Genomic DNA, 25,472 nt, shown 5'->3' with positions numbered 1-25,472 from the left:
TCCGCTCCCCGTATTGAATTTACTTGACTGGCTCGATTACCACCAATGAGGTAACGTCTGAAAGCTCAACTTTGGGCTGATCGGTGATCCAGCCTGTGAAGCGGTCAGAGCGATATGCCTGAGTCTCGGCATCATAGAATGGGATGATATACACCACGTCGTCATGTACCATCTTCTGCATTTCCCAAACGATACTCTTGCGGGTCTCGAAATCCAACTCCGTCTGCTGTTGTGCGTAAAGCTCATCATATTTCGGATTGGAGTAGCCTGTTTCGCTCGAGCCTGTCGGAATGCCTTCGGAAGTGTACACGTACAACAGAGCGCTCGGGTCGGGATCAGAGCCCCAGCCCCAGATCATGATGTCAAAGTCGAAAGCAGGGCAGCACTGAGCGGTCAGCGCATCGGGGTCAACGGCCTGCATTTCAAGGGTGATGCCGATCTCTCCCCACATTTCGCTCAGCAATTCAGCGGTACGGGGTGAAGTGATGCTGTCGCTGGGCCAGTTCAAGCGGAAAGTGAGCGGACGTGAACCGTCAGGCATTTCACGAATCTTATCGCCATCCGTATCTTTGTAGCCGGCATCGTCAAGAATCTTGTTCGCCGCGGCGACATCATATTCATAATCCTTGAGGGTATTGTTGTACCAAACGCCAAGACCATCAGGGATGAGTGTCAGGCCGGGGGTTCCGAGGCCAAGCAGGATCAGGTCGATCAATTTTTGCTTGTCGGTTGCATGCGCCATCGCGAGGCGCACATCGCGGTCGCGCAGAGCGGGATGGCCCGTACAAATCCCGCCCGCATCGGTGGGACAATTCTCGGGATCAAGCTGGTTGAAGATGATGTCGGTCACACCTGGGGAGAACGGCGCACCGATCACAACTTCCACGTTTTCTGTGGTCTTTAGGGATTCAACCGAAGTATTCGGCATTTCAGTGATCAGATCCAATTGACCGGTCTTGATGCCCTGCACGAGCGCATCCTGGTTTTCAAAGGTCTGGAAGACCACTTCATCGATCTTTGGCGGCCTGGAGAAATGTTCCTTGTTTGCAGTGAGGCGCACAAATTCATTCTGGGCGTATTCAGCCATCTTGAACGGACCGGAACCGATCATTTCAAAGTTTTCATATTCCAGTTTATTCACACCTTCCCAGACGTGCTTGGGCAGGATGTAAAGGAAAACCAACTGGCTTTCAATATTCGGGATCGCCTCTGTGAGGGTCAGAATCACTTCATTACCCTTGGCCTCAACAGCCGAGAAATAAGTCGTGTAATATCCGTTCAGGTACGGGTATTCAGGTGTATCCTTATAGAGGTTATAGGTGAAGGCAACATCTTCAGCGGTCAGAGGTTTGCCGTCATGCCACTTGATGCCATCCTTGATCTTGAACGTATAGACCAACCCATCGTCAGAACGCACTACGCTGTCGGCAATGCTGAGCGTGAACGAGCCATCGAGGTTGAGGTTATACATCGTGTCATAGACCAGCCCATAGATGGTATATGATTCGGTCAAAATTCCCATGCCGGGGTTGAGGTTATCGGGGCTGCCCGCCCAACCGATTCGGACGATCGATTTTTCGCCACCTCCTCCGCAAGCCGAGAGAACCAGCGCCAGGATGACCAAAATAAATAAAAATCTTCGTTTCATATGCTCTCCTCTTTGGTTGTGTTTTGAATAACAAAACGCGCCAAGGCAGAAACCTGCCCTGACGCGGGTACTCAACATCTCGTAATACTAAAATAATAAAGACATTCCAAGGGGTCCAAGAGTTTATCCTGCAAAAATTGTACTGTAATTCGGGCTATTTTGCTATACTTGGCACGAAATGGAAAGGAAATCATCATGGATAACTCTGTAAAACTCACTGAAAAATACGAACGGAATGGATGGCCTTCGGTCAAGCGACCTGACTTAAATCCACCTGCTGGACTAAATCTCTCGCTTCTCACTTCCCTTGAGCGGATTCGGTCTCACACGCTTTCATCTCAGGGACAGATCGCCTGCATCAAAGACGGCGAAAGCCTTTCCGATGTCTTCACGATGTCGGCAAATGGCGGCTGGCTTTCACGCATCACCACCGAACGTCCGCTTGCCCCATACTGGGACGATGAAACTCCCGAATGGTCGCCCGATGGTAACTGGCTGGCCTTCGGAATCAAAGGCCATGTCCATATTGTTCCGCGTGATGGCGGACTTCCCAAAAAGATCACCGACTTCGCCGTCGCCGCCAGCGGCCCGCGTTGGATGCCCGACTCAATCGGCTTGATCGTCACCGTTGAACGAAACGACACCGATCAATTACTGCTCACCGACCGCGATGGTTCATGGCCGCGCGCTCTCACCACAGACACCCTCGGCGATCACTGGGATGCGCGTCCCTCGCCCGATGGAAAATTCATCGTCTTCAACCTGCGCCGCCTCGACGATTTGAATCGACTCGACATCGTCCTGCTTGAAATTGCAACGGGCAAACAAACCACGTTGTACGGAAAACCGTCCACGCGCGCGATGTCGCCGAAGTGGTCACCCGATGGCCAATGGATTTCGTTCATCTCACAGGAAACGGGGCGCGAAGAACTGTATCTCATCAAGCCTGATGGCGAAGGTCTGCATCAACTTACCAAGGCTGGAAAAGATATCTTTCAATACGAATGGTCGCCTTCGGGAAAACAGATGCTTGTGGTGGAGAACAACGGCGGCTCGTTTGAGTTAATGATGCTTGAGACAGAATCAGGTTCAAGGTCCGCATTAAGAAGCGAGAAGGGCATTCATTCAAATCCAAACTGGGCGAAGGATGAATCCTTTATCACGTTCGAGTTCGAAGGTCCGACCCTTCCGCCCGATGTTTATCGCATGGAACTTCCGAGCAAGCAAATTACGCAGCTTACTTTTTCAAATCCGCCTGCGTTACAGAGAAATAAATTCATCGTGCCTGAAGTGGTTTCGTACAAGAGTTACGATGGGCTGGAAATTCCCGCATTTTTGTATCGCCCTGAAAAATCAAATGGCGCGGCAATTTTGTATCCGCATGGCGGGCCGAAAGACCAATATGGTTTTGGGTGGGATGAACTCGCGCAATATTATGCCGCAAAAGGCTATACCTATCTCGCGCCGAATTATCGCGGCTCCACAGGTTACGGCCAGGAATTCGAGCGCGCCAATTACAACGATTGGGGCGTCGGCGACACGCAGGATTGTTTGCACGGCGCAAAATATTTGCGCACGTTCAAAGACATCAAACCCGATCGCATCGCCATCACAGGCGGAAGTTACGGCGGCTACATGACCATCTGCTCGCTTTCGCGCGACCCCGAATATCTTTTCGCCTGCGGCATCACAAAATATGGCGATTCGAATTTGGTCAGTTCCTGGGCGCAATGTGAAAAACGTCTGCGGGTTTACACCGAAATTTTCCTCGGCCACCCAACGGAGAATTTACAAACCTATCTCAAAGGCTCCCCCATCACCGAAGCGAAGAACGTGCAAAAACCTGTGCTTATTTTGCATGGGTTGCTCGATAGCATCGTTCCGCCCGAAGCCAGCGAAGAATGGGTCGAAGCCTTGCGCCATGAGGGGAAGACCTTCGAATACAAAACCTACGGCGACGAGCCGCATGGTTTCCTGCGCCGCGAGAACCTGCTTGATGTTTACGAGCGCATGGAGCGGTTCCTTGATTGGTATTTACTTCCTTCTTAATAGAGAGGAAAAACTAAAATGAATAACAGTTCTTTTTGGCTACACGAAATTCTAAGTTCTTTTTATACGAGGAGATGACTTGGGATGCAGTTGCTGAACTTCCACGTGACACGCCGCTCGTCCTCCCACTCGGATCTGGATACAACCTCGACCTGCTCGCTGACCAATTAAGCAATCCGCCCCGTATCGGACTCCTGCCACCATTCCCGTTCGGCTGGCGCGGCAGTGGACTTGAGGTACCAGACCCGATTTTCACGCAATACATCGTCAACCTCATGGATAGTCTGCGCGATGACGGATTTACGCGGGTTTATTGCCTCGCACCACAGGGGCTCGACCCGCAGTCAAGTTTCATCGTTCAAAATTCTGCGTCCATTCTTCGCCAGCCGCATCCATCACTTTACGAGGCACAAACTTTTCTCCCACCTGATAGCGAACGCGGAAAAGTAATCCTGATTCCCATCGGTCACACCGAACAGCATGGATACCACCTCCCTCTTTCCGTTGACACCATCATTATCAATTCAATCGCCCAAGGCACATCAGCCAAAGTGCCTACACGCAGTTGGGCGATGCCTGTCATGCCGTATGGAGTCAGCACACATCGGTCATCGTTTGCGGCGACCCTGAATGCTGGCGGACGCGCTTTCGAGGATTTTTGGATTGCGGTCATTGATGTTCTCGTCGCGCGCGGATTCGACCGCTTCTACTTAATGAGCGGGCACGGCGGCAACACTTCGTTTTTGGTCAATATCGTGAAATATGCTGGCGAACGTCACCGCCGCATTTTCTGCGCCACCGCATTTTTGCATACCTCAGGCCGCATCGGCGCAGAGGCATTGGACAAATATCGCACATCGAAAATCGGCGGCATGGGACATGCGGGCGAACTGGAAACATCCTATATGCTTCACTTGCGCCCCGACCTCTGTCAAATGGAGCGTGTCGTGGACGAAACAGATTTCGTCGCCACACCCGATTACTACATGGATTGGATCGAAGGCGGGTCTTTGGTTGCCAATCCGCCCTGGGATGATGACACCAAAACAGGCGCATACGGCGCGGGCAGTCACGCCACCGCAGAAAAAGGCCGCCTGTGGCTGGAAGCCGCTATTAATGAGAAGGCAGATCATGTGGAGCAAATCCATGAACAGCACGAACGGCGCGAACAGAGAAGGGATGCAGGATATGGTTTATGGGGCAAATTTAAGTAAATGGCTTCCGCACCTTTTCTTCCATCCCGCCCTCCATATCTTCACTATAACTATTGGCGTATAATCGCACCATTAAACTCCACTTAACCAAAACCAATTCATGACATTACACACGTATCTCCCTCAAGACCGCCTGCGCGCCTTATCGCGCGGAGGATCATTGCCCGACCGCACGAGCGGAGCTGCGCTATTTGCCGATATCTCTGGCTTCACGTCCTTGACCGAAGGCTTGCGTGAATCGCTTGGTTCGCGACACGGCGCTGAAGAACTGACGAAACATCTCGGCACGGTGTATACCGCGTTGATCGCTGAAGTTGAAAAACAGGGCGGCAGTGTAATCAACTTTGCTGGCGACGCGATCACCTGCTGGTTCGACGATTCAAATGGACCCGCTACGCCACGCGCTGCAACTTGCGCTTTTGCGTTACAAACTGCGATGGGCGTGTTCAGTTCGATCGCATTACCCAATGGCTCGACAACGGCATTGACTTTGAAGGTCGCGCTTGCAACAGGTGCGGCGCGCCGTTTCGTGGTGGGCGATCCGATGATCCACTATCTGGACGCATTGGCGGGGGCGACGGTGATGCGGACGGCAGTCGGGGAACATCTTGCCAACAAAGGTGATGTGCTGGTGGATGAAGCGACAGTGCAAGCGTTGGGAAATGCAGTGGTTGTCAAAGAATGGCGAAGTGACGAGAATGGGGAGAGGTTTGCCTTGGTGGAGAAGTTATCAGTAACCAGCGATCGGTTATCAGTGCGTGATGAAACTGTAGACGAATCACTGATAACTTCTGAACAACTTAGACCGTGGATTCATTCAAGTGTGTATGACCGCGAGACAACAGGACAAGCATCGTTCCTGACCGAGTTCCGTCCGTGTGTGGCGTTGTTTGTGCGGTTCACGGGCATCGACTATGATTCGGATTCAGCCGAGAGCGAGTTGGATGCGTTTATTCGCGAAGTGCAGAGAATCGCTTCGCGCTATGACGGCACGTTGATGGGCATTTCGATCGGGGACAAGGGCAGTTATGTGTATGTCGACTTTGGAGCGTTGAGCGCGCACGAGGATGATCCTCGTCGCGCGGTGAAGGCGGCATTGGAGTTGCGGGAGAAAACCAAGTTGCAGTTGCAGATGGGCATCACACAGGGACTGATGCGTGTGGGCACGTATGGCGGTGTGACGCGCAAGACGTTCGGCACGTTGGGCGATGAAGTCAATCTCGCGGCGCGCTTGATGAGCAATGCTGCACCTGGTGAGGTATTGTTGAGTGGTCACGCGTATAAAGCAGTTGAAAATTATTTTTCGTCAGAACCCCGTTCGCCATTAGCAATGAAAGGCAAAGCGGAGCCGTTACCTGTGTTCGCAGTGACGGGGGAACGCCAGCAACGTGCCATTCGATTACAAGAACCAACCTACGCCCTGCCGATGGTGGGAAGAACGCAAGAGCTGCGAGTCATCAATGACAAATTAGAGTTGGCGGAAAAAGGTCAAGGGCAGATAATAGGTATCGTGGCAGAGGCAGGCATGGGCAAGTCCCGACTCGTGGCGGAGGTGATTCGACTCGCCCGTCGCAAAGGCTTCGCTGGTTATGGCGGAGCCTGTCAATCGGATGCGGTCAATACGCCGTATCAAACATGGAAATCCATCTGGCAGGCGTTCTTCGATGTGGACCCGTCTGCGCCGTTGAAAAAACAAATGCGTAATCTCGAAGGCGAGATCGAAGACCGCGCGCCTGAACGTGTGCAAGCCATGCCGCTGTTAAACGTCGTGCTGGGTTTGGAAATCCCTGATAATGATTTCACCAAAACACTTGAACCGCAGTATCGTAAGAGCGCGTTGCGGGCATTGCTCGAAGATTGTTTACGCGCGGCGGCAAAAGATGAGCCGCTGTTGATCATCATCGAAGATATGCACTGGATCGACGCGCTTTCGCATGACCTGCTCGAAGAATTGGCGCGCGCATTGAATGACAGCCGCGTGTGTTTCGTGCTGGCATATCGTCCGCCGCAATTGGCGCGGTTGGAAGCGCCGCGGCTCGAAGCCATGCCGAACTTCACCAAGATCGAACTGCATGAATTGAATCAAGCCGAAGCGGAGAGTGCCATCCGCGCGAAACTGGCGCAGTTGTATCCTGCGCGCGGCGGAGCACTGCCGAGCGGCTTGGTGGATAAACTAATGGCGCGCTCGCAGGGCAATCCGTTCTATCTGGAAGAACTGCTCAACTACGTGCGTGACCGTGGACTCGATCCCGCCGACCTGAACAAAATTGAACTGCCCGACAGTTTGCACACGCTGATCCTCAGCCGCATTGACCAGTTGAGCGAGCGCGAGAAGACCACCCTGCGCGTGGCGAGCATCGTCGGGCGTTTGTTCCGCGTCGAGTGGCTGACGGGGTACTATCCCGAATTGGGCGGAATGAATCGCGTGCAATCTGATCTGGAGCAATTGGCGGGGCTGGACATCACGCCTCTGGACACGCCCGAGCCTGAGTTGGCGTATCTATTCAAGCACATCGTCACGCATGAAGTGACCTACGAGAGTTTGCCGTTTGCCACGCGCGCCAAATTGCATGAGCAGTTGGCGGCGTATCTGGAAAGACAGATCGCGGCGGGGGCGTTGACCGAAGCATCCATGCTGGACACTTTGGTGTATCACTACGAGCGCAGTGACAACCCTGCCAAACAGCGCGCCTATTTGAAGAAGGCGGGGCAAGCCGCATTGGATGTGCTCGCCTTAAACTCCGCGCGGGATTATTTTTCCCGCTTGCTGGAACTGACCCCCGAGGACGACCCTGAACGTTCCGCACTGGCGTTGAAACTAGCGGATTCGATTATGGACGACTTTCCCGCCGCGCGCGCCGCGATCGATCAGGCACAAGCCGCCGCGAAAACTGATGCCGACCGCGCCTCCGCGCAGGTATATTTGGGCGAGCTTGTTATGGGATTGGGCAATTATGCCGAAGGTCAGGCGATTATCGCCGAAGCCGTGCACATGGCGCGCGCCAGCGACGACTCACGAACATTATGTCTCGCGTTGTATGCGCTCGGCGATGTGAACTGGTATTTGGGCGAACTGGAAGATGCCAAAGTAGCGCTCGATGAAAGCCTGAGTCTGGCACGTGCGTTAGGAGACTTGGATGCTGAGTTAAGCGCGCTCAATCGGATGGGGCTTGTGGCGTTATCTCAAAGTGATCTAGCCGAAGCAGAACGGCTCTTGCGCGAAGTCCACACGCGGGCTGTGGCGGCGGGCTACCGCTTGCTGATACTGAGAGCGCTCAACAACTTGGGCTGGACTGCGGGTGAGCGCAAGGATTACGCAATGGCGAAGGAATATTACCAGCAGAGGTTGGCACTGTCCCGCGAGATGGGTTGGCAATCCGCCATCGCCTTGGTTCTCGGTAATCTGGCGGGAGTGGACATCGAACTCGGTCAACTCGCCGCGGCACGCGCGGGCTTGCACGAAGGGCTTGCGCTGGCGCAACAGAGCGGCCAGCCTTACTTGGTGGTGGGGGTGGTGAATAATTTTGGCTTTCTCTTCCACGCCGAAGGACAGACCGAGCGGGCGTTGGCTTTATTTGGCTTGGTACGCAACCAGCCTAGCTGGACCAGCGATTTCCAGCGCCAAATGGACAGGACGCTCGCCGAATGGGCGCTCGACCCGTCCGTGGTGGAGGCGGGGTTGAAGGCGGGCGCAGAGTTGGATTGGGATGAGACGGTGAAGGAGCTATTAGCTGGGTGATGGGAGTTAGGGTTAGGGGATGGTTCTGACCCCCAACCCCTAGCTCCCGACTCCTGAAAGGAGAATTATGGGGATAAAGAGTTATCGCGACCTGCGCGCGTGGCAAAGCGGCATGGAGTAGGTCGTGATGGTGTATGAGATCAGAGAGAAGTTTCCGTCGAAGGATAGAGTCGTATGCTGTTACCCTAATATGCGCATACTTTTTCTTTCAACGTTTACAAAATGATCCATTTCCCATCCACGCCTGTTACCTCCCGATTTTAGAAATAAACTCCTCACCCTTCCCAATAAATTCAGCATGGTCATCAGGCGCAGAAGCAGACGCCATCAAATCCTGTGTCTTTTCACGCAAAACCTGACGGGCGGTTGGCGCACCTGCCTCCTGCCATTTTTCCATGCTGTAATGCGGATACACGTTGCTGATGTAATATCCGTTCTTATAGTTTCGCAGGGTGGATGGAGATTTCAAAAAGTTATTTCCTGGTCCCACTTTTGCAATCTCATCTACAGCAGAATTGACATCATCCAGTTGAAAGCCATCATGCAGGCGCAGGGCCTGGTCAATGATCTCGTGCGCGTGGACGAAGGTTGTTGGCGAGATCGATTTCGAGCCAAGCGAATCTCCAATGAACGGAGCCAGATGTCCGTGTGAGAGAAGAAGCGCGAGGGTATTCATCCAGTAGGTGTCTGCGGAAATCAAATCCATGCCCCAGCCCGTGCCGCTTCCTGAAGTGGAGCAATGCGGAATGCCGTAGTATTTCAACATCTCGGAGCAGGCCACGCTGATGAGAATGCTTTGCGGATCGTAAAAATTGAGCATGGTGCGCATGTCAAAATAGACGGGTAACATGCCGAGCAAAATGGGCGCGCCTTTTTTGATGGTCTGGCTGATGACCAGCCCGGCGAGCAACTCGGCCATGAGCAGAGTCAACGTGCCCGCAGGCGTAAGCGGCGTGGATGCGCCCGCCATGCTGTAATTTGAAAAGATGATCGGCAGGCCGCGTTCGATGGAAATTTTCATTTTATCCACTGTGCCTGCATTCATCACCAGCGGGCTGACGGGATTGAAATACGGAATGATGAACGGCTTGCTGCCGAGATCACCATGCAGCATTTCGAACATCTGCATCACATCGGGAAACCTGTTTTCATCTGAAACGAGCAAGACCAATGGCTTGGTGGTATTCGCAATGTGTTCAAGTGAGCCGTACAGGTCGGTCAATTCCTCAGGCACATCACGCACGATCCCCACGGTTGAAATCACATCGTAATGCTTGAGGCTCGAGCCGAGGCGCACAAGGTCTTGAAAATTCTTGCGTTTGAAAATATCGAGCGTTTCATCCACGGGGTTTTGATAAAACAATGCAGTCACCCCCACCCCAAAGCGCAGACGATCTTCCCCCAGTTTTAGCTTGTGCTCGCCGCGGCGATCGTACACATCAATCGTCTTCGGCGTGGATTTGATCGCCTCTTCCACAATTTCAGGCGGAAACTTGATAATGCGATCCTCTGATTTCAAGCCGAGTTTCCACTCGAGCATTTGCAGGATCGCAGGCGAATCCACGCGCACACCAGTTTCGCTTAACACCTTCAAAACGTTTTTATGCGCTTCGAGGATCTGCTCTTCATTCATTAAAGTTAATTTGGGGCGGACGTTATTCATATTTCACTCTCCTGCGCGCAATTGTACCGAATAAACATATCCCCTGACCAGTGTGGTCAGGGGATATGTTTTTATTGTTGAGCTTCCCAGGCATGCCGATCTTCAGAACTTTCAGCATCCAGATACTTCGGGTCAATCTTGAAGACCTTGTGACCATGAGATGTCCACAATTCGGTGGCAAGGGAAAGCCCGTTACATTGAACGCCCTGAGACGAAAAATACTGACACACCCGTGAGACATCGCGCAAAAAGATATTCCACGAAGCAGGATTCGATTCAGGAATGACCACCTGCGGGAAATCGATCAACGTAATGTCGCCATCCCAATACAGGATGTTATACGCAGACAGATCGCCGTGGATGCGGCCATGCTTAAGCATCAAATCGATGTTGTACACCGCGCGATCAAAAAGCGATTGGGCTTCGTCCAATTCCAGATTCACAGCATTCAACGGAGGCGCGGCAGACGCCAGATCGCCGATGTAGCCCATCAGGATGGCATTCTTCTCCATCGCATACGGCTTTGGGACATCCGCGCCTGCTTCGTGCAGGGATTTCAGGGTCTGGAATTCATAGGCGATCCACGATTGATGCCTTGCCTCTTCACCGAAAGCGGTGCGTTTTCGCATGGCGTGCAGTGTGCCATCATCGACGATGACGTTGCCGCTCTCATCCAAATCGGCGCGGCCCGTGCGATATTGCTGGTCATTTTTCAGGTTGCGGAGCATGCGCGGACGATAAATCTTCGCGGCGACCAGTGGCGCATCCACAGCAACGCCAGACTTGCACAGATACACCGAGGCTTCCTTGCCGCCCTTCACTTTGCGAAGCACATCCGAGATCCACTTATGTTCGGCAATTTCCGAAAGAGAATCCAGCAGCCAGGCTTCTTCAAAGCGGGCGGCCTTGTAGGTAAACTGAAATTCGCGTGAAATTTCCTGAGCGCGGACAAAAAGACTGGCCTCCATCACGCGCTTCCTTGACTCACGTTTCTGCGAGACGCGTTTATGGGAAGATTGCGTCCCGTCTTCATTTAATTCGTCGAGTTCTTCATAAAACTCAAGAAGTTGATTTTTACTCATTTTCAAACAGCCTTATACGTTATAGAAATCTATTTTCCATCGCCTTGCGTTAAAAACAAAACCGCAGGGACAAGCCTGCGGCTGATCGGAATCAAAAACCGCAGGGCAAAAGCGCACTGCGGTTCAATGTTGAAAAGGCAAAAAGCCAGTATTACATTAACCCTGCAGGAGGCGCGCAAACAAGTGCTTTGACAGCTAACAAGATGGATTTCATTTTTTCGTGCCTCCTTTCAAAGTGAAATATAGTAACGCGATTTTATCGCGGGAAATCAGGCGTGTCAAGAACGGCGGCGGGAGCGTATCAAGACCGTCAGATAAAGCGCAATGCCGAAATTGAAAAAGCTCGCGCCGCGAATATCAGGAACCGACCCAATGGCAACGGGCCAGATCAACGCCAGCCAGTTCGCCAACTGTGGAACAAAGACCTTGTCATAAAGAATGATCGTCACCGCGCCGATCAGGGCGCCAGGCACACTCCCTGCCCCACCCAGAATCACCATCGTCAGGATCATGCTGGAAACATGAAAAGCCATCAAATCTGGTTCAACAAAAGACAGGGTGCTGGCATATAAAACGCCAGCCATGCCCGCCATAGCCGAGCTGATCATCAATGCCTGCGTGCGCGCAAGGTTCACATCCACGCCCACAGATAAAGCTGCCAGTTCATCATCACTCAACGCCATCCAGGCGCGTCCGGTGCGTGAAGAAATGATCTGCTGACTTATCCATGCGAGCAAAACGATCACAAAGAAGACCAGATAATATCTCTGCATCTGCCCTGCAAGGCTGAAGCCCAAAATATGCGGCGCAGCGATCCCGCCAATACCGCCCATCCCGCCTGTGAACTCGAGGTTGATGATCACCTGCCGAACCAACAAGCCAAAGGCAAGAGTCGCAACTGCAAAAAAATCGCTCCGCAATCGGCGTGCGAGACCGCCTTTCAACCATCCAAAAAATGCACCCATCGCTGCGCCCAACAGCAAGGCGATGGTTATATCGAATTTTGCAGTGAGCAAAGCCGTCAGATACGCAGACAGCCCGAAGCTGGCGGCAAAACCAAGGTCCAGCAAGCCCGCGACTCCGAGCGCAAGATTTAGCCCAAGCGCCAGCAGAATAAAAATCCCAGCCAGGCGCAAAATGACCTGTCCGCCTTGAAACATCAATGGAAATGCAAACAAAATCAGCAATGCGATGACGAGCCAACGCCTCCCACTGGACCCTTGAACTGGTGCCGTCAAAATTACAGAATCACGTACGACAGTTGTTTCTCCCCCATCCCCCTCCGAAGTGAATCCAGTCGGCCGCCAGGCAAACAACAAAATCAGGATCAACAACAGCAACGCAGGAGTCCACTGTGCGGTGAGGTAATAATCGCTTAACGAGGAAAGTCCGCCGATCAAGAATCCACTCACCAGCGCGCCAAACGGATTCCCAATGCCGCCCAACAAGGCAGTCATGAACGCAAATAGTCCGCTTTGTGCGCCATGCGAGCCAAATGGGCGTGAATAATATAAAGCGAAGATAAATCCTGCCGCCCCAGCAAACGCACCGCCAAAAGCAAACGCCTTGCGGATCGTCCCACCAATGTTGACTCCCAATATTTGCGCCGCCTGCTGGTTTTGAGAAACCGCCCGAATGGCGCGGCCCGTACGTGATTTTTGAATAAACCAATTGGCAAGTGCCACCAAAACAACCGCGGAGAGAATCACAAATACATCGCTAAAGCGGATGATGACATTCATCGGCAATCCGAAATATTTCACCAGATTGATCTCAGGCAGGAATGAAGGAATGCCATCTGTGGGCACTTCAGGCAAACCCGGTACGCTGCGATGCTCCCCGGGGATCCACGAGCCTTGATAGGTGCGCCAGACAAGAGCGCCTTGAAAAAGAATAAACGACAAGCCAAGTGTGGCGATCAATGGCCCAAGCCTTGAAGCACCTCGAAATGGAGCAAAGCCCAATATTTCCACACCCACACTTAGCAACGCCCCCAAAGACATTGCCAAAAGAAATACAAAGAATAAAGCGCCCACAAGTTGAAGCGGGGGCCAGTTTTCACGAATGCCGATGATATTAATAATGGAGGTGACCAATGCAGTCGTCAGCGCGAAGACATCGCCGTGCGCCAGATTCAAAGTGCGGACCGTGCCATAGATCAAGGTCACGCCGATGGCGTTCAACGCAAGAACTGCGCCGTTCGACAAGCCAAAGACAAGAATTTGAACAAAGGTCTCGAACGAATTCGGCGCATTTGGGTTTCGTGGCTGCCCAGCCTGCCCAACTTGAGTCTCGGCTTTTTCTGCCTTCCAATCCACTTCATAATCACCGTTGCAGCGCGGCTGTCGGTCATGCCAGTGGATGGTCATATGCCCCGAGGCAGACTTCAAATTTGAAAACGAAGCATCGATGGAAAGGTCGTCACCAAGCACTGCGGAAAACCGATCGTCGACGATGGCGAGTTCATCTGCGACATCCAGATGCCCGTATTCGATCCCAGTGCAACTGATGCCATCTGTCCCTGTAAAACTGTACACGATCCCAGCAAGATGATTCTCGCGGATGGTAAATTTGACCGTAAAGGATAATCCGTCCTGCGAGAGACCTGTACCACCCCACTCCCCATCGTTGGATGGGATTGCAATTAAAGCTTGCGCAGGCTGGGTCGCGATCTGCTGATTACCACAGGCAACAAGAAAGAAAAGAGCGATACCAATAAGAAGAATTTTTTTCATAAGGCGGTAAGTTTACTTGCGAAGCAATCAATTGGAAATGGTCATCTGCGCACTTCGGCTGCGCACCACTCAGCGCGCAGATTTTACTTCACGTATTTATCAAACAGTTGCGCGGAGCGTTCCATCAAATAGAACCACTGATCGTATTTAAAGGAATGTTCCTCGCCTTCCACGCCAATGAGCTGGGCTTCCCTGCCTGCTTCAAGGAAGGCATCGTATAACTTCTTCGACCATTCGGGCGGCGTGCCTGCAGAGGTTTTGCCATCTTCGGTGCCGTAATTGATCTGCACAGGCGCTGTGACGTTCTTCAAATGATAGATCGGAGAGACCGCTTTCAGAATAACAGGATCAGTTGTCCCTTTAAAGTAGGCCTCGATCAAGTCATCGGGTAAATCCAAGGGGAGAATGTCGGAAGAATTACAGCCAAAGGTCGCTTCACCTTCGAAGACATCCCCGAGACAACCCGGCCCCCAACGGCCGATGACCTCTTCAAAATCACCGCTGACGGTGGAATATAAAACCGCAGCTTTCACGCGGTCATCAACGACAAGCACTTTCAAAGTTGTGCCGCCGCCCATGCTGTGCCCCCACATGCCGATGCGTTCGGTATCTGCTTCAGGAATGGAAGGAAGTGCGTTCATTAAATTGATGACATCGATGGCAAGACCCGAGTAAAACAAACTCACACCTGTCTCCGCATTTGCCCAGCTGCGATAATCAGAGGAGACCGTGAGGTAGCCGCGTCGATTCAGAAACTCGGCGGCGCGGTCGGTGCCATCGCCGGAGTTATAAATGTAACGGGAAAAGAACCCGTGATTCATCACGATGACTGGGAACGGAGCTTCGCCAGTTTTCGGGATTTGCAAAATTCCCGTGATGGTCAGGCCGTCGCTGGGATATTCGATCAAGTAGCGCGTGAAAACCTCAGTCTCAAGCAGAGTCTCGCGAATGATGATCTTTCCACTTTGAAATTTATGTTTCCGCAAGCCGTCAATGGTGAATGGCTGCAACGCTTCTTTGGGTGTCATCGTCGCCGTCGGCGAGGGTGTGATGGAAGGCGTAAATGTAACTGGAACGGATGTATGGGCTGCAGTTGAAACCACTGCCGTTGAACTCGCAGGTGTGGACAGGCAGGCAGAAAGGATGAGCAATACAGGGAGTATTAAATATCGGGCACGGCTATTCATTGGCTTATTGTATTCGTATTTAACGCCGCATCGAATAATGTAACCGCACGATCCATGAACAAAAGCCATGCATCACCCGTAAAGGAATGACGCTGGCCGTCATAAACAAATAATTCCACGTCCTTGCCTGCATCCAACAAGCCTTGATTCAATTTATATGACCACTCGGGCGGCGTGGAACCGATGTAGTCTCCATCTGCGGAGCCGATGTGGATTTGGACTGGAACAGATATATTTTCCAGATGATAGAACGGAGCGATCTCGCGCATCCTCTCCGCGCTGGTAGCGGATTCAACATACGCGGCGATCATCTCCGCTGGCAGAGACTCTGGAATGACATCCGCCGAGTTGCAGGTATCCAGAAGTTCACCTGCTAAAATATCGCCGATGCAGCCATAGCCCCAGCGTGCGATCAAGTCGGCATCGTCGGCGGAGTTGGGTGCATACAACACCGCCGCGCGGACAGGGGTCTCAAGCGTGAGTATCTTCGTAGTGATGCCGCCGCCCATGCTATGTCCCCACATGCCAATGCGCGAAACATCTGCCTGTGGGATGGATGGCAGAGATGCGATCAGATTCATCACATCAGTGACCAAACCTGTGTGAAAGAAAGACGGACTGATATCCGAGCCGCCCCAGGTGCGGAAGTCTGATGCGATGGTGATGTAGCCGCGCGACACGAGATATTCGGCGGCACGGTCTGTGCCGTTACCTGAGGTGTAACTGCTGCGAGCGGCAAAGCCGTGATTCATGACGATGACGGGAAAAGGCCCCTGCCCTGCTGGGATCTGGAGAATGCCTGTGATGCGTAATCCGTCTGAGGGGTAGGAAATGAGATAACGGGTGTAGGTGTCCGTCAGCCCGAGGACAACATCCAGCGAAATCTCGCCGCCTGTGAAAGTCCGCTCGCGCAGGCCTGCAATGGTGTAGGGATACATCAAATGCGGGAGTGCAGTCGGCGAAGGAAGGACAGTTGGGGTTTCAGTGATGGGTATTTCGGTGGGACGAATGATGGTGACGATCGGCGGAGGCAATGTGACAGTGGGAGATGCGGGAGCGGGCGAGCAGGCAAAAATGGCAAGACAGATGAGAGAAACAATAAGAGTGGTTCGGAGCATCAGGGAATTGTATCAGAGGTTAAGTGCTCGCCCACAATCACCTGCGAGGTCAAGGAACTTCCACCCGTCTGGTGCGACGCACTCATCGCGTAACCGCTACAAACTTGGCGCTTTCCACTTTTTGATCACCTCCACAAATGGAGGGAGAATCTTTTTTGCATTAAACGGATACCAACCGATCTCACCGCGCACGGCTTGCTCCTTCAACTCGGTGGAGCCCCAAATGAGGGATGCGCCAAATGCGCCAAGCAAAGCCGATGCCCAGTTGTTTGAAATGAACAACGAGCCAAGAATGCATAACACCCCCGCCCCCATCACATACGGCCACCACAAGTGACCGAAATAACGTTCCCCACGGATCACCCACACAAAGCCCAACCCAATAATGAAGAGAGTAGCAAGACAAAGCCAAAAACCAAACCAGTTCATTTCGCACTCTCCTTGATGGACGCCAACTCGGCAGCAGAATATGGAGTGCCGCGCGGGTCGCGGTCGAGCCAGTCTATCGTTGTGGCTTCGGGATATTCAGCAAGGATCTTCGCATGGCGCGGATTCTTCGGGTTGGCGGGCGCATGTCCATGCTTGATGCGTTTCGGTTGGCGAACAGCGATTTCGAGCGCGTCCCAAAACAATGTCACAGAGAGGATGCCGCAGATCGCAGACAGAGGCATGCTTGAGGTTAAGAAAGAGGCGGCTGCAAATCCCCCACTCAATACAAGTGCGCTCACAGTCGGCTTCCATAAATGAACCGTCTCACGTTCGATCTTGCGGACAGAGACATGCCCCAGCCATACGCCGAGGAACGTGGCCGCCGCAGTAGCCAACCCAACAATGTTAATTTCCATAGTGATATCCCATCGTTTATAAATTTAGAATCGTGGCGAAAAATTATATCTTGCACTTTATGATATTGCTTACGTAATATGTCCATTTTAGTCCGTGACATATCACATATTTAATCTCTCACGCAACTCTTAGTGAAATCTCCAAAATCTATATATACATATCAGGTAATAAATATAAAATATCACAGGCCGAGGAGAGCAAAAACAGGAGACTGTGTATGCACATTGCTGTCATCGGCGGGGGTATTACAGGTTTGAGCGCTGCGTGGGAACTGCAACAACGCGGCATCAAATTTACCTTACTTGAAGCCTCAAATCATTGGGGCGGCAAGGTCATTTCATCGAAACTTGAATTGAATAAAGACGCACACTTTCTGGTTGAAGGCGGGCCTGATACTCTTATCACGCGCAAGCCTGAGGCTTGGGATCTGGCAAACGAGCTGGGGATGCTGGACCAGGTGGTGAACCCTGGCTCTGAAACCAGCGGGACCTACGTGCTGGATAACGCCTCTCTCTACCCGATCCCTGTTTCGCCGACGAAATTCATCTCCTCCCCGCTGCTGACGGTACGCGGGAAATTGCGCATGCTGGCTGAACCATTTCAACCTGCCCGCCGCGATGACGAAGATGAATCGCTGGCTGATTTTGTGCGCCGCAGGCTGGGACATGAAGCACTGGATAAATTCATCGGCCCTGTGCTGGGCGGAATCTACAACACGAACCCAGAGACGCAGAGCATCATGGTCTCTTCGCCGATCATGCGTGAAATGGAAAAGGATGGCGGCGGCTTGTTTGCGGGCGCGTTGAAGCGCGCCTTCCGTGCAGGAAAACAGAAGGGACCGAAGAAGCCGCGCTTTGTTTCCTTCAAGAATGGCTTGCAAGCGTTGACAGATGAACTCGCCCGTCAACTCAAAGGGGATATGCGCTTGAATGCGCGGGTTGAAAAGATCTCACATCACGGGAATGGCTATCAAATCTTCATGGCTGATGGAAGCTCAGTACAGGCAGATGGTGTCATTCTCGCGACGTTGGCGAATCAGACATCAGCGATGATCAAGGAGATTGCCGCAGAGGCCAGCCGACAGTTAGGTGAGATCCGTCATCAGAATATTGGCACGCTCTCGCTCGTGTACCGCGAGGCGGATATTCCGCGCGAACCCGTCATCAGCGGATTGATGATCCCGCGCCGTGAAAAGCGGATGATCGATGCGGTCACGTTCACGTCCCGCAAAATGCCAGAGAGGTCAACGGCTGGGTATGCTGTGCTGCGAGTCTTCATTGGGGGCGGCGCGCCTGAGATGGTGGAATTTGACGATGAGAGGTTGATCGAGGCTGTGAAGAAAGAACTCGCAGAGCTGCTCGGCATCACCGCTGCACCGCAAACGTGGACGGCCTTCCGCTGGCAAAGCGGATTCCCGCAAGCGCATGTGGGTCATTTGAAACGCGTGGATGAAATTGAAAAGTTGCTGCCAAAAGGCCTGGCGCTGGCTGGCAGTTCATATCGCGGCATTGCCGTGCCTGATTGCATTCATCAGGGACGTGAGGCGGCGGCTAGGTTGGCAATGAAGGGAAACATGTGAAAAACCTTTTTGAACCACGGAGACACGGAAACACGGAGAAAAAACAAAAAAAAAAACTCCATACCCTCCGTGCCTCTGTGGCTCAGTGGTTAGATGTTTGGATTTTTTCAATTGGTCAATTCAATTCTAGGAGCATACAAAATGAAATTCGTTCGTACTCTAAACAATGCACGGCTGGCGTTCTTCTCCATCGCGTATGGGTTGAGCGGCGCGTTGATCGGCGGGACTCTAAACCGCATCATGATCGCGGAGTTGGGTCTGCCCGCAACACTGGTGGCATTCTTCTTCGCCATCCCGCTGTTGATCTCGCCTGTGCGCGTGTGGCTTGGGTATCGCTCAGATGGATACCCCGTCTTTGGGAAGCGCCGTGAGCCGTATATCATCTTCGGCGCATTGGTGATCGGGTTGGGAATTATCGCGACCTCACGACTGGCAGCGAACCCAACCAAAGTGACCGCACTGCTGCTCTTGAGCGGATCGTTGTCCTTCATGCTGTACGGCCTTGGACGCAACCTTGCGCACAACACCTATCAGGCGTTGGTATCCGACCGCTATACGGGAACGTATCGCACGCGCGCCATCACCTTCTATGAAGTAGCGACTCTGCTTGGCTCCGTGATGGGAGCGGGATTCATCGGCAAGGCACTGGAAACATACGACCCTGCCAAGTTGATCAGCGTTGCGACAGGCGTGGCAGTTGCCATCTTTTTACTGGCGACCTTCGCCGCCATTGGACAGGAATCCAAGAATCAAGTTGCAGAGACTGCCGCAGAGCAGGCACGCAAGATGCCTTTCCAGCAAGTGCTGCGAGATGTGGTCTTCGCTGACCCGCAGGTGCGCATTCTTTTTACGCTGGTGATCTGCACTTTCATTGGAACACTCGCGCAGGATGCTTTGCTTGAGCCGTACGGTGCGCTGGTACTTGGCATGAGCGTTGGCGATACCACCCGCCTGACCATGTACTGGGGACTCGGTGTATTGGCATCCATGCTGATGTCTGGCTTGTTCCTGATCAAGTGGTTGGGATATATGAAGCTGATGCGCACAGGCATTATTGCCAGCATTCTCGTTTTCATCGGGTTGATCGTGACGGGATTGATGGGCAACGTGGGTATCTTCAAGAGCCTGGTCTTCGTGATGGGAATCGGCACAGGCTTGGCGGGCGCGGGCATGTTGAGCGCGATCATCTCCTTCACTACACCGATCCGCGCGGGGATGTTGATGGGCGTATGGGGTGTGGCGAACATGGTCGGCCATGCGGTCGGCAATTTGACGGGCGGCATTCTCGTGGATAGTGTCCGCTATGCGACGGGGAATGCGTTCTTTGCGTATTCGTCTCTGTTTACGATGGAGGCGGTGATCCTGCTTGTGGCGTTGAATTTGACGACGAAGCTGAATGCGAACACATCCCGCGCACATGTGGAAGAGACTGAAATATTGGCTGGTGTTGCAGCAGCAGATTAATAACTCATCTTACACACCCAGCCGTGATTCCCTCCCGAAGGATATCGGGACATGGAATAGCACCTTGTGCCCACGCCAGTGCGGTGAGGGCCGCCAGAACACTGCACAAGGTGAGGTAATTAGCCATTTTCCAAAGATGGACGGGGCTCTCTGTCCATCTTTGATGATGATCTGGCTTCGGGGGAATTCAATATTCGCGAATGTCTTCGATCAACCCTTGTGCAAATGAATCTTCCGCCTGGCTGATCAATTGCAGGGCAACGTCTTCGTTGACGATGGCTTCGCCGCAGTTGGGGCAAACCTGGGCTGGGATATTATGGATGACCAGTTTGAATTCGTCGCGTTCAAAGGTGATGGAGGTAAAACTGTGGGTTGTCTCGGCTTGTCTACAGATGATGCAATTCATAGAGAGTTCTTTCACCACGAAGTGGCATAAAGTTTTTAGGGTTACTTGCGGCTCCGAAAGTCTTTTTTCCATTTACTGGCGTCGGGCAGGTACACGGTGATGATCGTCGTTTGCATTCTGGCGTGGTTCTCAGAGGTCACCACATGGAAGGGACGTTTGCCCTGAAATGACAGGAGCAAGCGGCTGGGTTCGGGCATTTCGGAGGAGTAATCCTCGATCACATCCGCGGTCTCCAAGGCTTTGCGGACCTTGCTGACGGGTATCTCACGTTCGAACATTCTTTGCACCGCATGGGCGCGAAATAGGATGGCAGTCATTCGGACATTATACTTGCAGGTCATGTTAAGTGCGTGTGTTGTCCTTCGACTGCGCTCGGAGGGCACTCGCTCCGCTCAGGACGAAGGGATTGAAGGCACTTGCACTCAATGCCCCACCCAACCTCCCCCAAATGCGACGGTATTTCTGTCGTATTTGGGGGAGGTGCCTGCGAATGCAGGCAGAGGGGGTAAAATAACCCGCCATGAAAAACTCTCCGACTGAATATTTTGGAAATCTTGCTTTGCTGCTCGATCTGGAGGCGGAGGCTGAGAAGCGGGAGGCGGTGCGTGAGCGCACGAAGCTCTCCCCTGCCGAGGCTGAGGCAACGGGCAACAGCTTGATCAACCTGGTCATTCGCGAGGAAGGCTATGGGCTGGGTGGACATTTCCTGTTGGGATTCGGCAAGCGCAACGAGACCCTCTCCCTCCCGTGGACAAGGCTTGGGGTGGGCAGCCCCGTCATCGTGTCGGAGGAGAACGCCTCTTCGGCCAGCGAGGAGAATGGCTGGCGGGGAATCGTCAGCGCGATTCGCAGGGATGCGATTCAGGTGGCGGTCAGTCAATTCATCGAAACAGAAGCGGAGAAGCCCACGTTTCGGCTGGACCGTGCCACAGATGAGATATCGCGTTTTCGACAGAGACAGGCCATGGAGTTGGCAAGAGGCGCGAGCGGGGGCAGTCGGCTGGAAGTGCTGCGCGATGTGCTGATCGGGGCGGCGGGACCCGTCTTCGAGAAGATCGAACCGATTCAAGTATTCAACAAAAAACTAAACGCTTCGCAGATCGAAGCGGTGCAATTCGCCTTGAGCGCGGAGGATGTGGCCATCATCCACGGGCCGCCTGGGACGGGCAAGACCACCACACTGGTGGAGTTGATCCGTCAGATCACGCGGCGCAGACAAAGCGTGCTGGCCGTGGCATCGAGCAACCTGGCGGTGGATCATTTATTGGAGCGACTGATCGCCGCTGGAGAGAATGTCGTTCGGCTGGGGCACCCCGCACGCGTCACACCCGAACTGCGTGAACACACGCTCGACCTGCTGGTTGAAAATCATCCCGATGTGAAGATCGCGAACAAACTCACACGCGATGCGTATGCCCTGCGCGACCAATCCGTCAAATGGACGCGCGCCAGACCCGAGCCTGGTGCGAAGCAGTCGATGCGGCAGGAAGCGAAAGACATGCTCAGGGAAGCATGGCAGATCGAAGAACAGGTGACCGAAGGCATCCTGAGCAAGGCGCGCATTGTGTGCGCCACCGCCACGGGCCTCGACCGCGATCGGCTCGAAGGGAAATATTTCGATTGGTGCATCATGGATGAAGCCAGCCAATGCACCGAGCCCGCCGCGTGGATCCCCCTGCAATATGCACAGCGGCTTGTGCTGGCGGGCGATCACTGCCAGCTTCCGCCGACAGTGCTTTCGTCTGAGGCGATGCGCGGCGGTTTCAACATCAGCCTGATGGAACGCCTGCTTACTCTCCACGGCGCCCCCGCTGGGGACGGCGGGTGGAGCAGGTTACTAAATGTGCAATACCGCATGCATCAAGACATCATGTCTTTTTCTTCGGATGTCTTTTACGATGGGAATTTACAAGCCGACGAAACGGTCCGCACCGCCCTGCTGGCTGATCTTCCTCAAGTAACATCATCGCCACTGACAGCGACTCCCATTCACTTTATCGACACGGCAGGCGCCAGCTACGACGAAGAGCGCGAACCCGACGGGGACAGCCGCCTGAATCCGTTGGAGGCGAATCTGGTCATCCAGAAAGTGGACGAACTGCTCGCCTGCGGAGTCTCGCCCGCAGACATCGCTGTGATCTCGCCGTATTCGGCGCAGGTGAAATTGCTTCGAGAGAAATTATCCAAGTCTTCCATCGGGGACAGCGGAAGGAGCAGCATTGAAGTAGACAGCGTAGACGGGTTCCAGGGCCGCGAGAAAGAAGCGGTGATCGTCAGTCTGGTGAGGTCGAACCGTGAAGGTGAAGTCGGCTTTCTGGCGGATACGCGCCGCATGAATGTGGCGATGACCCGCGCACGGCGCAAGCTGATCGTGATCGGTGACAGTGCGACGATCACAACGCATCCGTTCTACGAGAAGATGGTGAAGTATTTTGAGAGTGTGGGGGCGTATCATTCGGTGTGGGAGTGACCCTCCGTCCGATTGGGGAGGAGGTGGAGGATTTTGACTCTGTGGGCGTATCATTCGGTGTGGGAAGAGTAGAGCGCCCCTCCCGTTGGGTCTCGATATGCTGGAAGAACACCAGCTACTCGACCAACAGCGGTACCTACCGCTCACTTCGCTCGGGTACGATGTCCCCCAATACAACGGTATTTCTGTCATATTGGGGGGATAAGATGAAGGGTTATAATTATTGCATGAGTCATTCTGTAGAAGTGACGGGCGCACAATTGGCCAATGCCTTGCATATGCTTGGCGTCAACTTCATCATGGGCGGATCAAACGACAGCGAGGCGCTTCACCGAGATCCCAAACGCATGATCGCAGCATTGGCGGATAGCAAAGAAGCACGTTTACGCCTGTCTCTCATTCCTTTATTTCTTGAGCACCCTGAATTCTCAAGCCATGTCCGCGAGGTCGTCCATACTTTACCGCCCCGCACGCGACTTATTCTTCAATGTTATTACAGCGCGGCGGTTTGGCTGCAAAGAGTTCATCGCTCAAAACTCACCACATTCACAGGGGAGAAACAGACTCTGCCTGAGCAGTTTTCCAGGGATCTGAACCTGCAAATCACAGACGACCCTGAAACGAACTTATTCCTGCTCGCTGAACGGCATAGAGAATTAAGCGGCGAAAAAGTGAACTGGCTGGGAACCTACAAGCACGCCGCCCAGATATTCATCAAAGGATTGGAAATAAAAAGCCGTGGATAACAATGAGCTTCAAAATGCACTGTCGAAACTGGGGCAACATATTACAACCCCCATCCGTCTATACCTGATCGGGGGAAGCGCACTTACGCTACTGGGAAGTCCCCGCCAAACCATTGACATTGATTTTATTGGAAGCGATCTTCCCACAGACATGGAACATCAGGCTTTGCTTCAAGCGGCAAGAGAACTTAATATTTTTCTGGAACCTGTACCTCTTGAGCGCTTCATCCCCCTGCCTAAAGGCGACAACAATCGCGCCATCAGAATCGGACAATTCAACAACCTCGAGATCTACGTCGCAGACCCATACAGCATCGCGCTCAGCAAATTAGACCGCGGGTTTGACACCGACCTTGATGACATTATCTTCCTTATCCAACATGGGTACATTGAGATCGAAACACTAAAACAAACCACAGAAACCGCACTGCAACGAGCACGCGAATTCGACATTAACCCGAGCGACTTACAGGCACATCTTCAAATCGTGCAGGAACGGTTGAAATAATTCTGCGATCTGACGAGTACGGCGTATCTGTTCCACGAGAAGATGGTGAAGTATTTTGAGAGTGTGGGGGCGTATCATTCGGTGTGGGAATGACCCCCTCCGCCTTCGGCACCTCCCCACTTCGCGCCCAAATCAAGATCGGATTTGGGGGAGGGTAATATGAATGGGGTGAGATTTATTACCGATACGGTCTGATTGCAACTTTTGGGGGATATTGGGTTTTGGGCGTGGTTTTGTAAAATGGGCGAAATGGCGGGACATGGATCGTAAATTTCCACTTTAGTTGATTTTGATGAGTTGAATCCTGCCATTGTCGAGACCCAGGGGTCGGGGTGTTCCGTCCGTTTGGGATAGGTTTTTGCGTCGCGGAGATGCGGAAAGGAGGGCCTATTTGAGGGATACAGAATCGATAGAGGATGGATAGAGGATGGATAGAGGATGACCACACCAATAACTCAATCAAAATAAGGAGCTAATCATGGCTAAAGTACGCAACAACATCATCATTCAGGGTCTGAGCGGTTCGTTGGGAGAGCAGCTTGTGATCAAGCAAGACAAGGCGGGACGCACGATCGTGGGCGTAGCCCCATCCTTCGACCCGAACCGCACCTACACGGAGGCGCAAACCGAACAGCACGAGAAGTTCCGCGATGCGTCCATCTATGCGAAGGGCGCGAAGGGGGAGGAAATCTATGTGGAGAAGGCGGAAGGGACGCCGATGAATCCGTACAACGTGGCGATGGCGGACTGGTTCCATGCGCCCGAGGTGACGGAGATCGATGCCGAGGCGTGGAGCGGACAGGCTGGGCAGGTGATCCGCATTCAGGCTGTGGATAACGTGCAGGTGACTCAGGTGAATGTGGTGATCACCGACGCAGAAAATGCGGTGGTGGAGCAAGGCGCGGCGGTACGCGCCGAGGGGGCATGGTGGGCGTATACGACGACGGCCGCCGTTGCGGGTGAGGTGAAGATCGTGGTGACGGCACGGGATCTGCCTGGGAATATTGCTTCGTTGAGC

19 protein-coding genes are annotated in these 25,472 nt (G+C 53.1%); 9 read left to right on the top strand and 10 right to left on the bottom strand.

Translation table 11 applies throughout. The annotated features are described in order from the left end of the window. Positions 1–19: 19 nt before the first annotated feature. The gene (locus IPI86_RS24950; protein ID WP_345300754.1) at positions 20–1,648 is read right to left on the bottom strand and encodes an ABC transporter substrate-binding protein; all 1,629 of its coding nucleotides are present in this window, start codon (positions 1,646–1,648) and stop codon (positions 20–22) included. Positions 1,649–1,843: 195 nt separating this feature from the next. On the opposite strand from IPI86_RS24950, the gene IPI86_RS24945 reads away from it, so the two are divergent. From IPI86_RS24945 to IPI86_RS24935, 3 genes are all read left to right on the top strand, one after another. Continuing rightward, the gene (locus IPI86_RS24945; protein WP_345300753.1) at positions 1,844–3,697 is read left to right on the top strand and encodes a S9 family peptidase; all 1,854 of its coding nucleotides are present in this window, start codon (positions 1,844–1,846) and stop codon (positions 3,695–3,697) included. Positions 3,698–3,771: 74 nt separating this feature from the next. After that, a complete protein-coding gene (locus IPI86_RS24940) occupies positions 3,772–4,911 on the top strand; it encodes a creatininase family protein (protein ID WP_345300752.1) in 1,140 nt (379 codons plus the stop codon). 100 nt (positions 4,912–5,011) lie between these two features. Then, positions 5,012–8,650, top strand: a complete 3,639-nt coding sequence (locus IPI86_RS24935) for an adenylate/guanylate cyclase domain-containing protein (protein ID WP_345300751.1) — start codon at positions 5,012–5,014, stop codon at positions 8,648–8,650. Positions 8,651–8,897: 247 nt separating this feature from the next. On the opposite strand, the gene IPI86_RS24930 is transcribed toward IPI86_RS24935, so the two are convergent. The 7 genes from IPI86_RS24930 to IPI86_RS24900 form a co-directional block, all read right to left on the bottom strand. Continuing rightward, on the bottom strand, positions 8,898–10,313 hold the full coding sequence (locus tag IPI86_RS24930) for a trimethylamine methyltransferase family protein (RefSeq protein WP_345300750.1): 1,416 nt from the start codon (positions 10,311–10,313) through the stop codon (positions 8,898–8,900). Between the two features lie 71 nt (positions 10,314–10,384). Further along, positions 10,385–11,395: an RIO1 family regulatory kinase/ATPase gene (locus tag IPI86_RS24925; RefSeq protein WP_345300749.1), complete on the bottom strand. Its 1,011-nt coding sequence runs from the start codon at positions 11,393–11,395 to the stop codon at positions 10,385–10,387. A 278-nt stretch (positions 11,396–11,673) separates the two neighbouring features. Further along, a complete protein-coding gene (locus tag IPI86_RS24920; protein ID WP_345300748.1) occupies positions 11,674–14,130 on the bottom strand; it encodes an ABC transporter permease in 2,457 nt (818 codons plus the stop codon). Between the two features lie 83 nt (positions 14,131–14,213). After that, the gene (locus IPI86_RS24915; RefSeq protein WP_345300747.1) at positions 14,214–15,317 is read right to left on the bottom strand and encodes an acetylxylan esterase; all 1,104 of its coding nucleotides are present in this window, start codon (positions 15,315–15,317) and stop codon (positions 14,214–14,216) included. Continuing rightward, positions 15,314–16,435 carry an alpha/beta fold hydrolase gene (locus IPI86_RS24910; RefSeq protein ID WP_345300746.1) on the bottom strand — a complete coding sequence of 374 codons (1,122 nt, stop codon included), beginning with the start codon at positions 16,433–16,435 and terminating at the stop codon, positions 15,314–15,316. Before IPI86_RS24910 ends, IPI86_RS24915 begins: the two co-directional genes overlap by 4 nt. Positions 16,436–16,531: 96 nt before the next feature. Beyond that, a complete protein-coding gene (locus IPI86_RS24905; protein WP_345300745.1) occupies positions 16,532–16,864 on the bottom strand; it encodes a DUF4491 family protein in 333 nt (110 codons plus the stop codon). After that, positions 16,861–17,280, bottom strand: a complete 420-nt coding sequence (locus IPI86_RS24900) for a DUF4491 family protein (protein ID WP_345300744.1) — start codon at positions 17,278–17,280, stop codon at positions 16,861–16,863. Before IPI86_RS24900 ends, IPI86_RS24905 begins: the two co-directional genes overlap by 4 nt. Before the next feature lie 218 nt (positions 17,281–17,498). On the opposite strand from IPI86_RS24900, the gene hemG reads away from it, so the two are divergent. Both hemG and IPI86_RS24890 read left to right on the top strand, forming a co-directional pair. Beyond that, positions 17,499–18,860, top strand: coding sequence for a protoporphyrinogen oxidase (gene hemG, locus IPI86_RS24895; RefSeq protein ID WP_345300743.1), 1,362 nt, complete (start codon positions 17,499–17,501; stop codon positions 18,858–18,860). Between the two features lie 141 nt (positions 18,861–19,001). Next, positions 19,002–20,324 carry a BCD family MFS transporter gene (locus IPI86_RS24890; RefSeq protein WP_345300742.1) on the top strand — a complete coding sequence of 441 codons (1,323 nt, stop codon included), beginning with the start codon at positions 19,002–19,004 and terminating at the stop codon, positions 20,322–20,324. A gap of 187 nt (positions 20,325–20,511) precedes the next feature. On the opposite strand, the gene IPI86_RS24885 is transcribed toward IPI86_RS24890, so the two are convergent. Then, positions 20,512–20,730: a type II toxin-antitoxin system MqsA family antitoxin gene (locus IPI86_RS24885; RefSeq protein WP_345300741.1), complete on the bottom strand. Its 219-nt coding sequence runs from the start codon at positions 20,728–20,730 to the stop codon at positions 20,512–20,514. Between the two features lie 41 nt (positions 20,731–20,771). Beyond that, positions 20,772–21,047 carry a DUF4258 domain-containing protein gene (locus IPI86_RS24880; RefSeq protein WP_345300740.1) on the bottom strand — a complete coding sequence of 92 codons (276 nt, stop codon included), beginning with the start codon at positions 21,045–21,047 and terminating at the stop codon, positions 20,772–20,774. 203 nt (positions 21,048–21,250) lie between these two features. On the opposite strand from IPI86_RS24880, the gene IPI86_RS24875 reads away from it, so the two are divergent. The 4 genes from IPI86_RS24875 to IPI86_RS24860 form a co-directional block, all read left to right on the top strand. Next, positions 21,251–23,200: an AAA domain-containing protein gene (locus IPI86_RS24875; protein ID WP_345300739.1), complete on the top strand. Its 1,950-nt coding sequence runs from the start codon at positions 21,251–21,253 to the stop codon at positions 23,198–23,200. 227 nt (positions 23,201–23,427) lie between these two features. Further along, a complete protein-coding gene (locus tag IPI86_RS24870; RefSeq protein WP_345300738.1) occupies positions 23,428–23,946 on the top strand; it encodes a hypothetical protein in 519 nt (172 codons plus the stop codon). Further along, positions 23,939–24,454 carry a DUF6036 family nucleotidyltransferase gene (locus IPI86_RS24865; RefSeq protein ID WP_345300737.1) on the top strand — a complete coding sequence of 172 codons (516 nt, stop codon included), beginning with the start codon at positions 23,939–23,941 and terminating at the stop codon, positions 24,452–24,454. Before IPI86_RS24870 ends, IPI86_RS24865 begins: the two co-directional genes overlap by 8 nt. Before the next feature lie 478 nt (positions 24,455–24,932). Beyond that, on the top strand, positions 24,933–25,472 hold a 540-nt coding region (locus IPI86_RS24860), incomplete at its 3' end, for a hypothetical protein (RefSeq protein WP_345300736.1).

It is taken from the genome of Candidatus Villigracilis affinis (genome assembly GCF_016705895.1).
In the GTDB taxonomy this organism is placed as follows: Bacteria; Chloroflexota; Anaerolineae; order Anaerolineales; family Villigracilaceae; genus Villigracilis; species Villigracilis affinis.
This window is presented reverse-complemented; position numbering and strand designations above follow the sequence as displayed.

What these genes read in the sequence shown, in the direction of transcription:
- IPI86_RS24950 (WP_345300754.1), bottom strand. Translation starts at nt 1,648, where the DNA reads ATGAAACGAAGATTTTTATTTATTTTGGTCATCCTGGCGCTGGTTCTC.
- IPI86_RS24945 (WP_345300753.1), top strand. Translation starts at nt 1,844, where the DNA reads ATGGATAACTCTGTAAAACTCACTGAAAAATACGAACGGAATGGATGG.
- IPI86_RS24940 (WP_345300752.1), top strand. Translation starts at nt 3,772, where the DNA reads ATGACTTGGGATGCAGTTGCTGAACTTCCACGTGACACGCCGCTCGTC.
- IPI86_RS24935 (WP_345300751.1), top strand. Translation starts at nt 5,012, where the DNA reads ATGACATTACACACGTATCTCCCTCAAGACCGCCTGCGCGCCTTATCG.
- IPI86_RS24930 (WP_345300750.1), bottom strand. Translation starts at nt 10,313, where the DNA reads ATGAATAACGTCCGCCCCAAATTAACTTTAATGAATGAAGAGCAGATC.
- IPI86_RS24925 (WP_345300749.1), bottom strand. Translation starts at nt 11,395, where the DNA reads ATGAGTAAAAATCAACTTCTTGAGTTTTATGAAGAACTCGACGAATTA.
- IPI86_RS24920 (WP_345300748.1), bottom strand. Translation starts at nt 14,130, where the DNA reads ATGAAAAAAATTCTTCTTATTGGTATCGCTCTTTTCTTTCTTGTTGCC.
- IPI86_RS24915 (WP_345300747.1), bottom strand. Translation starts at nt 15,317, where the DNA reads ATGAATAGCCGTGCCCGATATTTAATACTCCCTGTATTGCTCATCCTT.
- IPI86_RS24910 (WP_345300746.1), bottom strand. Translation starts at nt 16,435, where the DNA reads ATGCTCCGAACCACTCTTATTGTTTCTCTCATCTGTCTTGCCATTTTT.
- IPI86_RS24905 (WP_345300745.1), bottom strand. Translation starts at nt 16,864, where the DNA reads ATGAACTGGTTTGGTTTTTGGCTTTGTCTTGCTACTCTCTTCATTATT.
- IPI86_RS24900 (WP_345300744.1), bottom strand. Translation starts at nt 17,280, where the DNA reads ATGGAAATTAACATTGTTGGGTTGGCTACTGCGGCGGCCACGTTCCTC.
- hemG (WP_345300743.1), top strand. Translation starts at nt 17,499, where the DNA reads ATGCACATTGCTGTCATCGGCGGGGGTATTACAGGTTTGAGCGCTGCG.
- IPI86_RS24890 (WP_345300742.1), top strand. Translation starts at nt 19,002, where the DNA reads ATGAAATTCGTTCGTACTCTAAACAATGCACGGCTGGCGTTCTTCTCC.
- IPI86_RS24885 (WP_345300741.1), bottom strand. Translation starts at nt 20,730, where the DNA reads ATGAATTGCATCATCTGTAGACAAGCCGAGACAACCCACAGTTTTACC.
- IPI86_RS24880 (WP_345300740.1), bottom strand. Translation starts at nt 21,047, where the DNA reads ATGACTGCCATCCTATTTCGCGCCCATGCGGTGCAAAGAATGTTCGAA.
- IPI86_RS24875 (WP_345300739.1), top strand. Translation starts at nt 21,251, where the DNA reads ATGAAAAACTCTCCGACTGAATATTTTGGAAATCTTGCTTTGCTGCTC.
- IPI86_RS24870 (WP_345300738.1), top strand. Translation starts at nt 23,428, where the DNA reads ATGAGTCATTCTGTAGAAGTGACGGGCGCACAATTGGCCAATGCCTTG.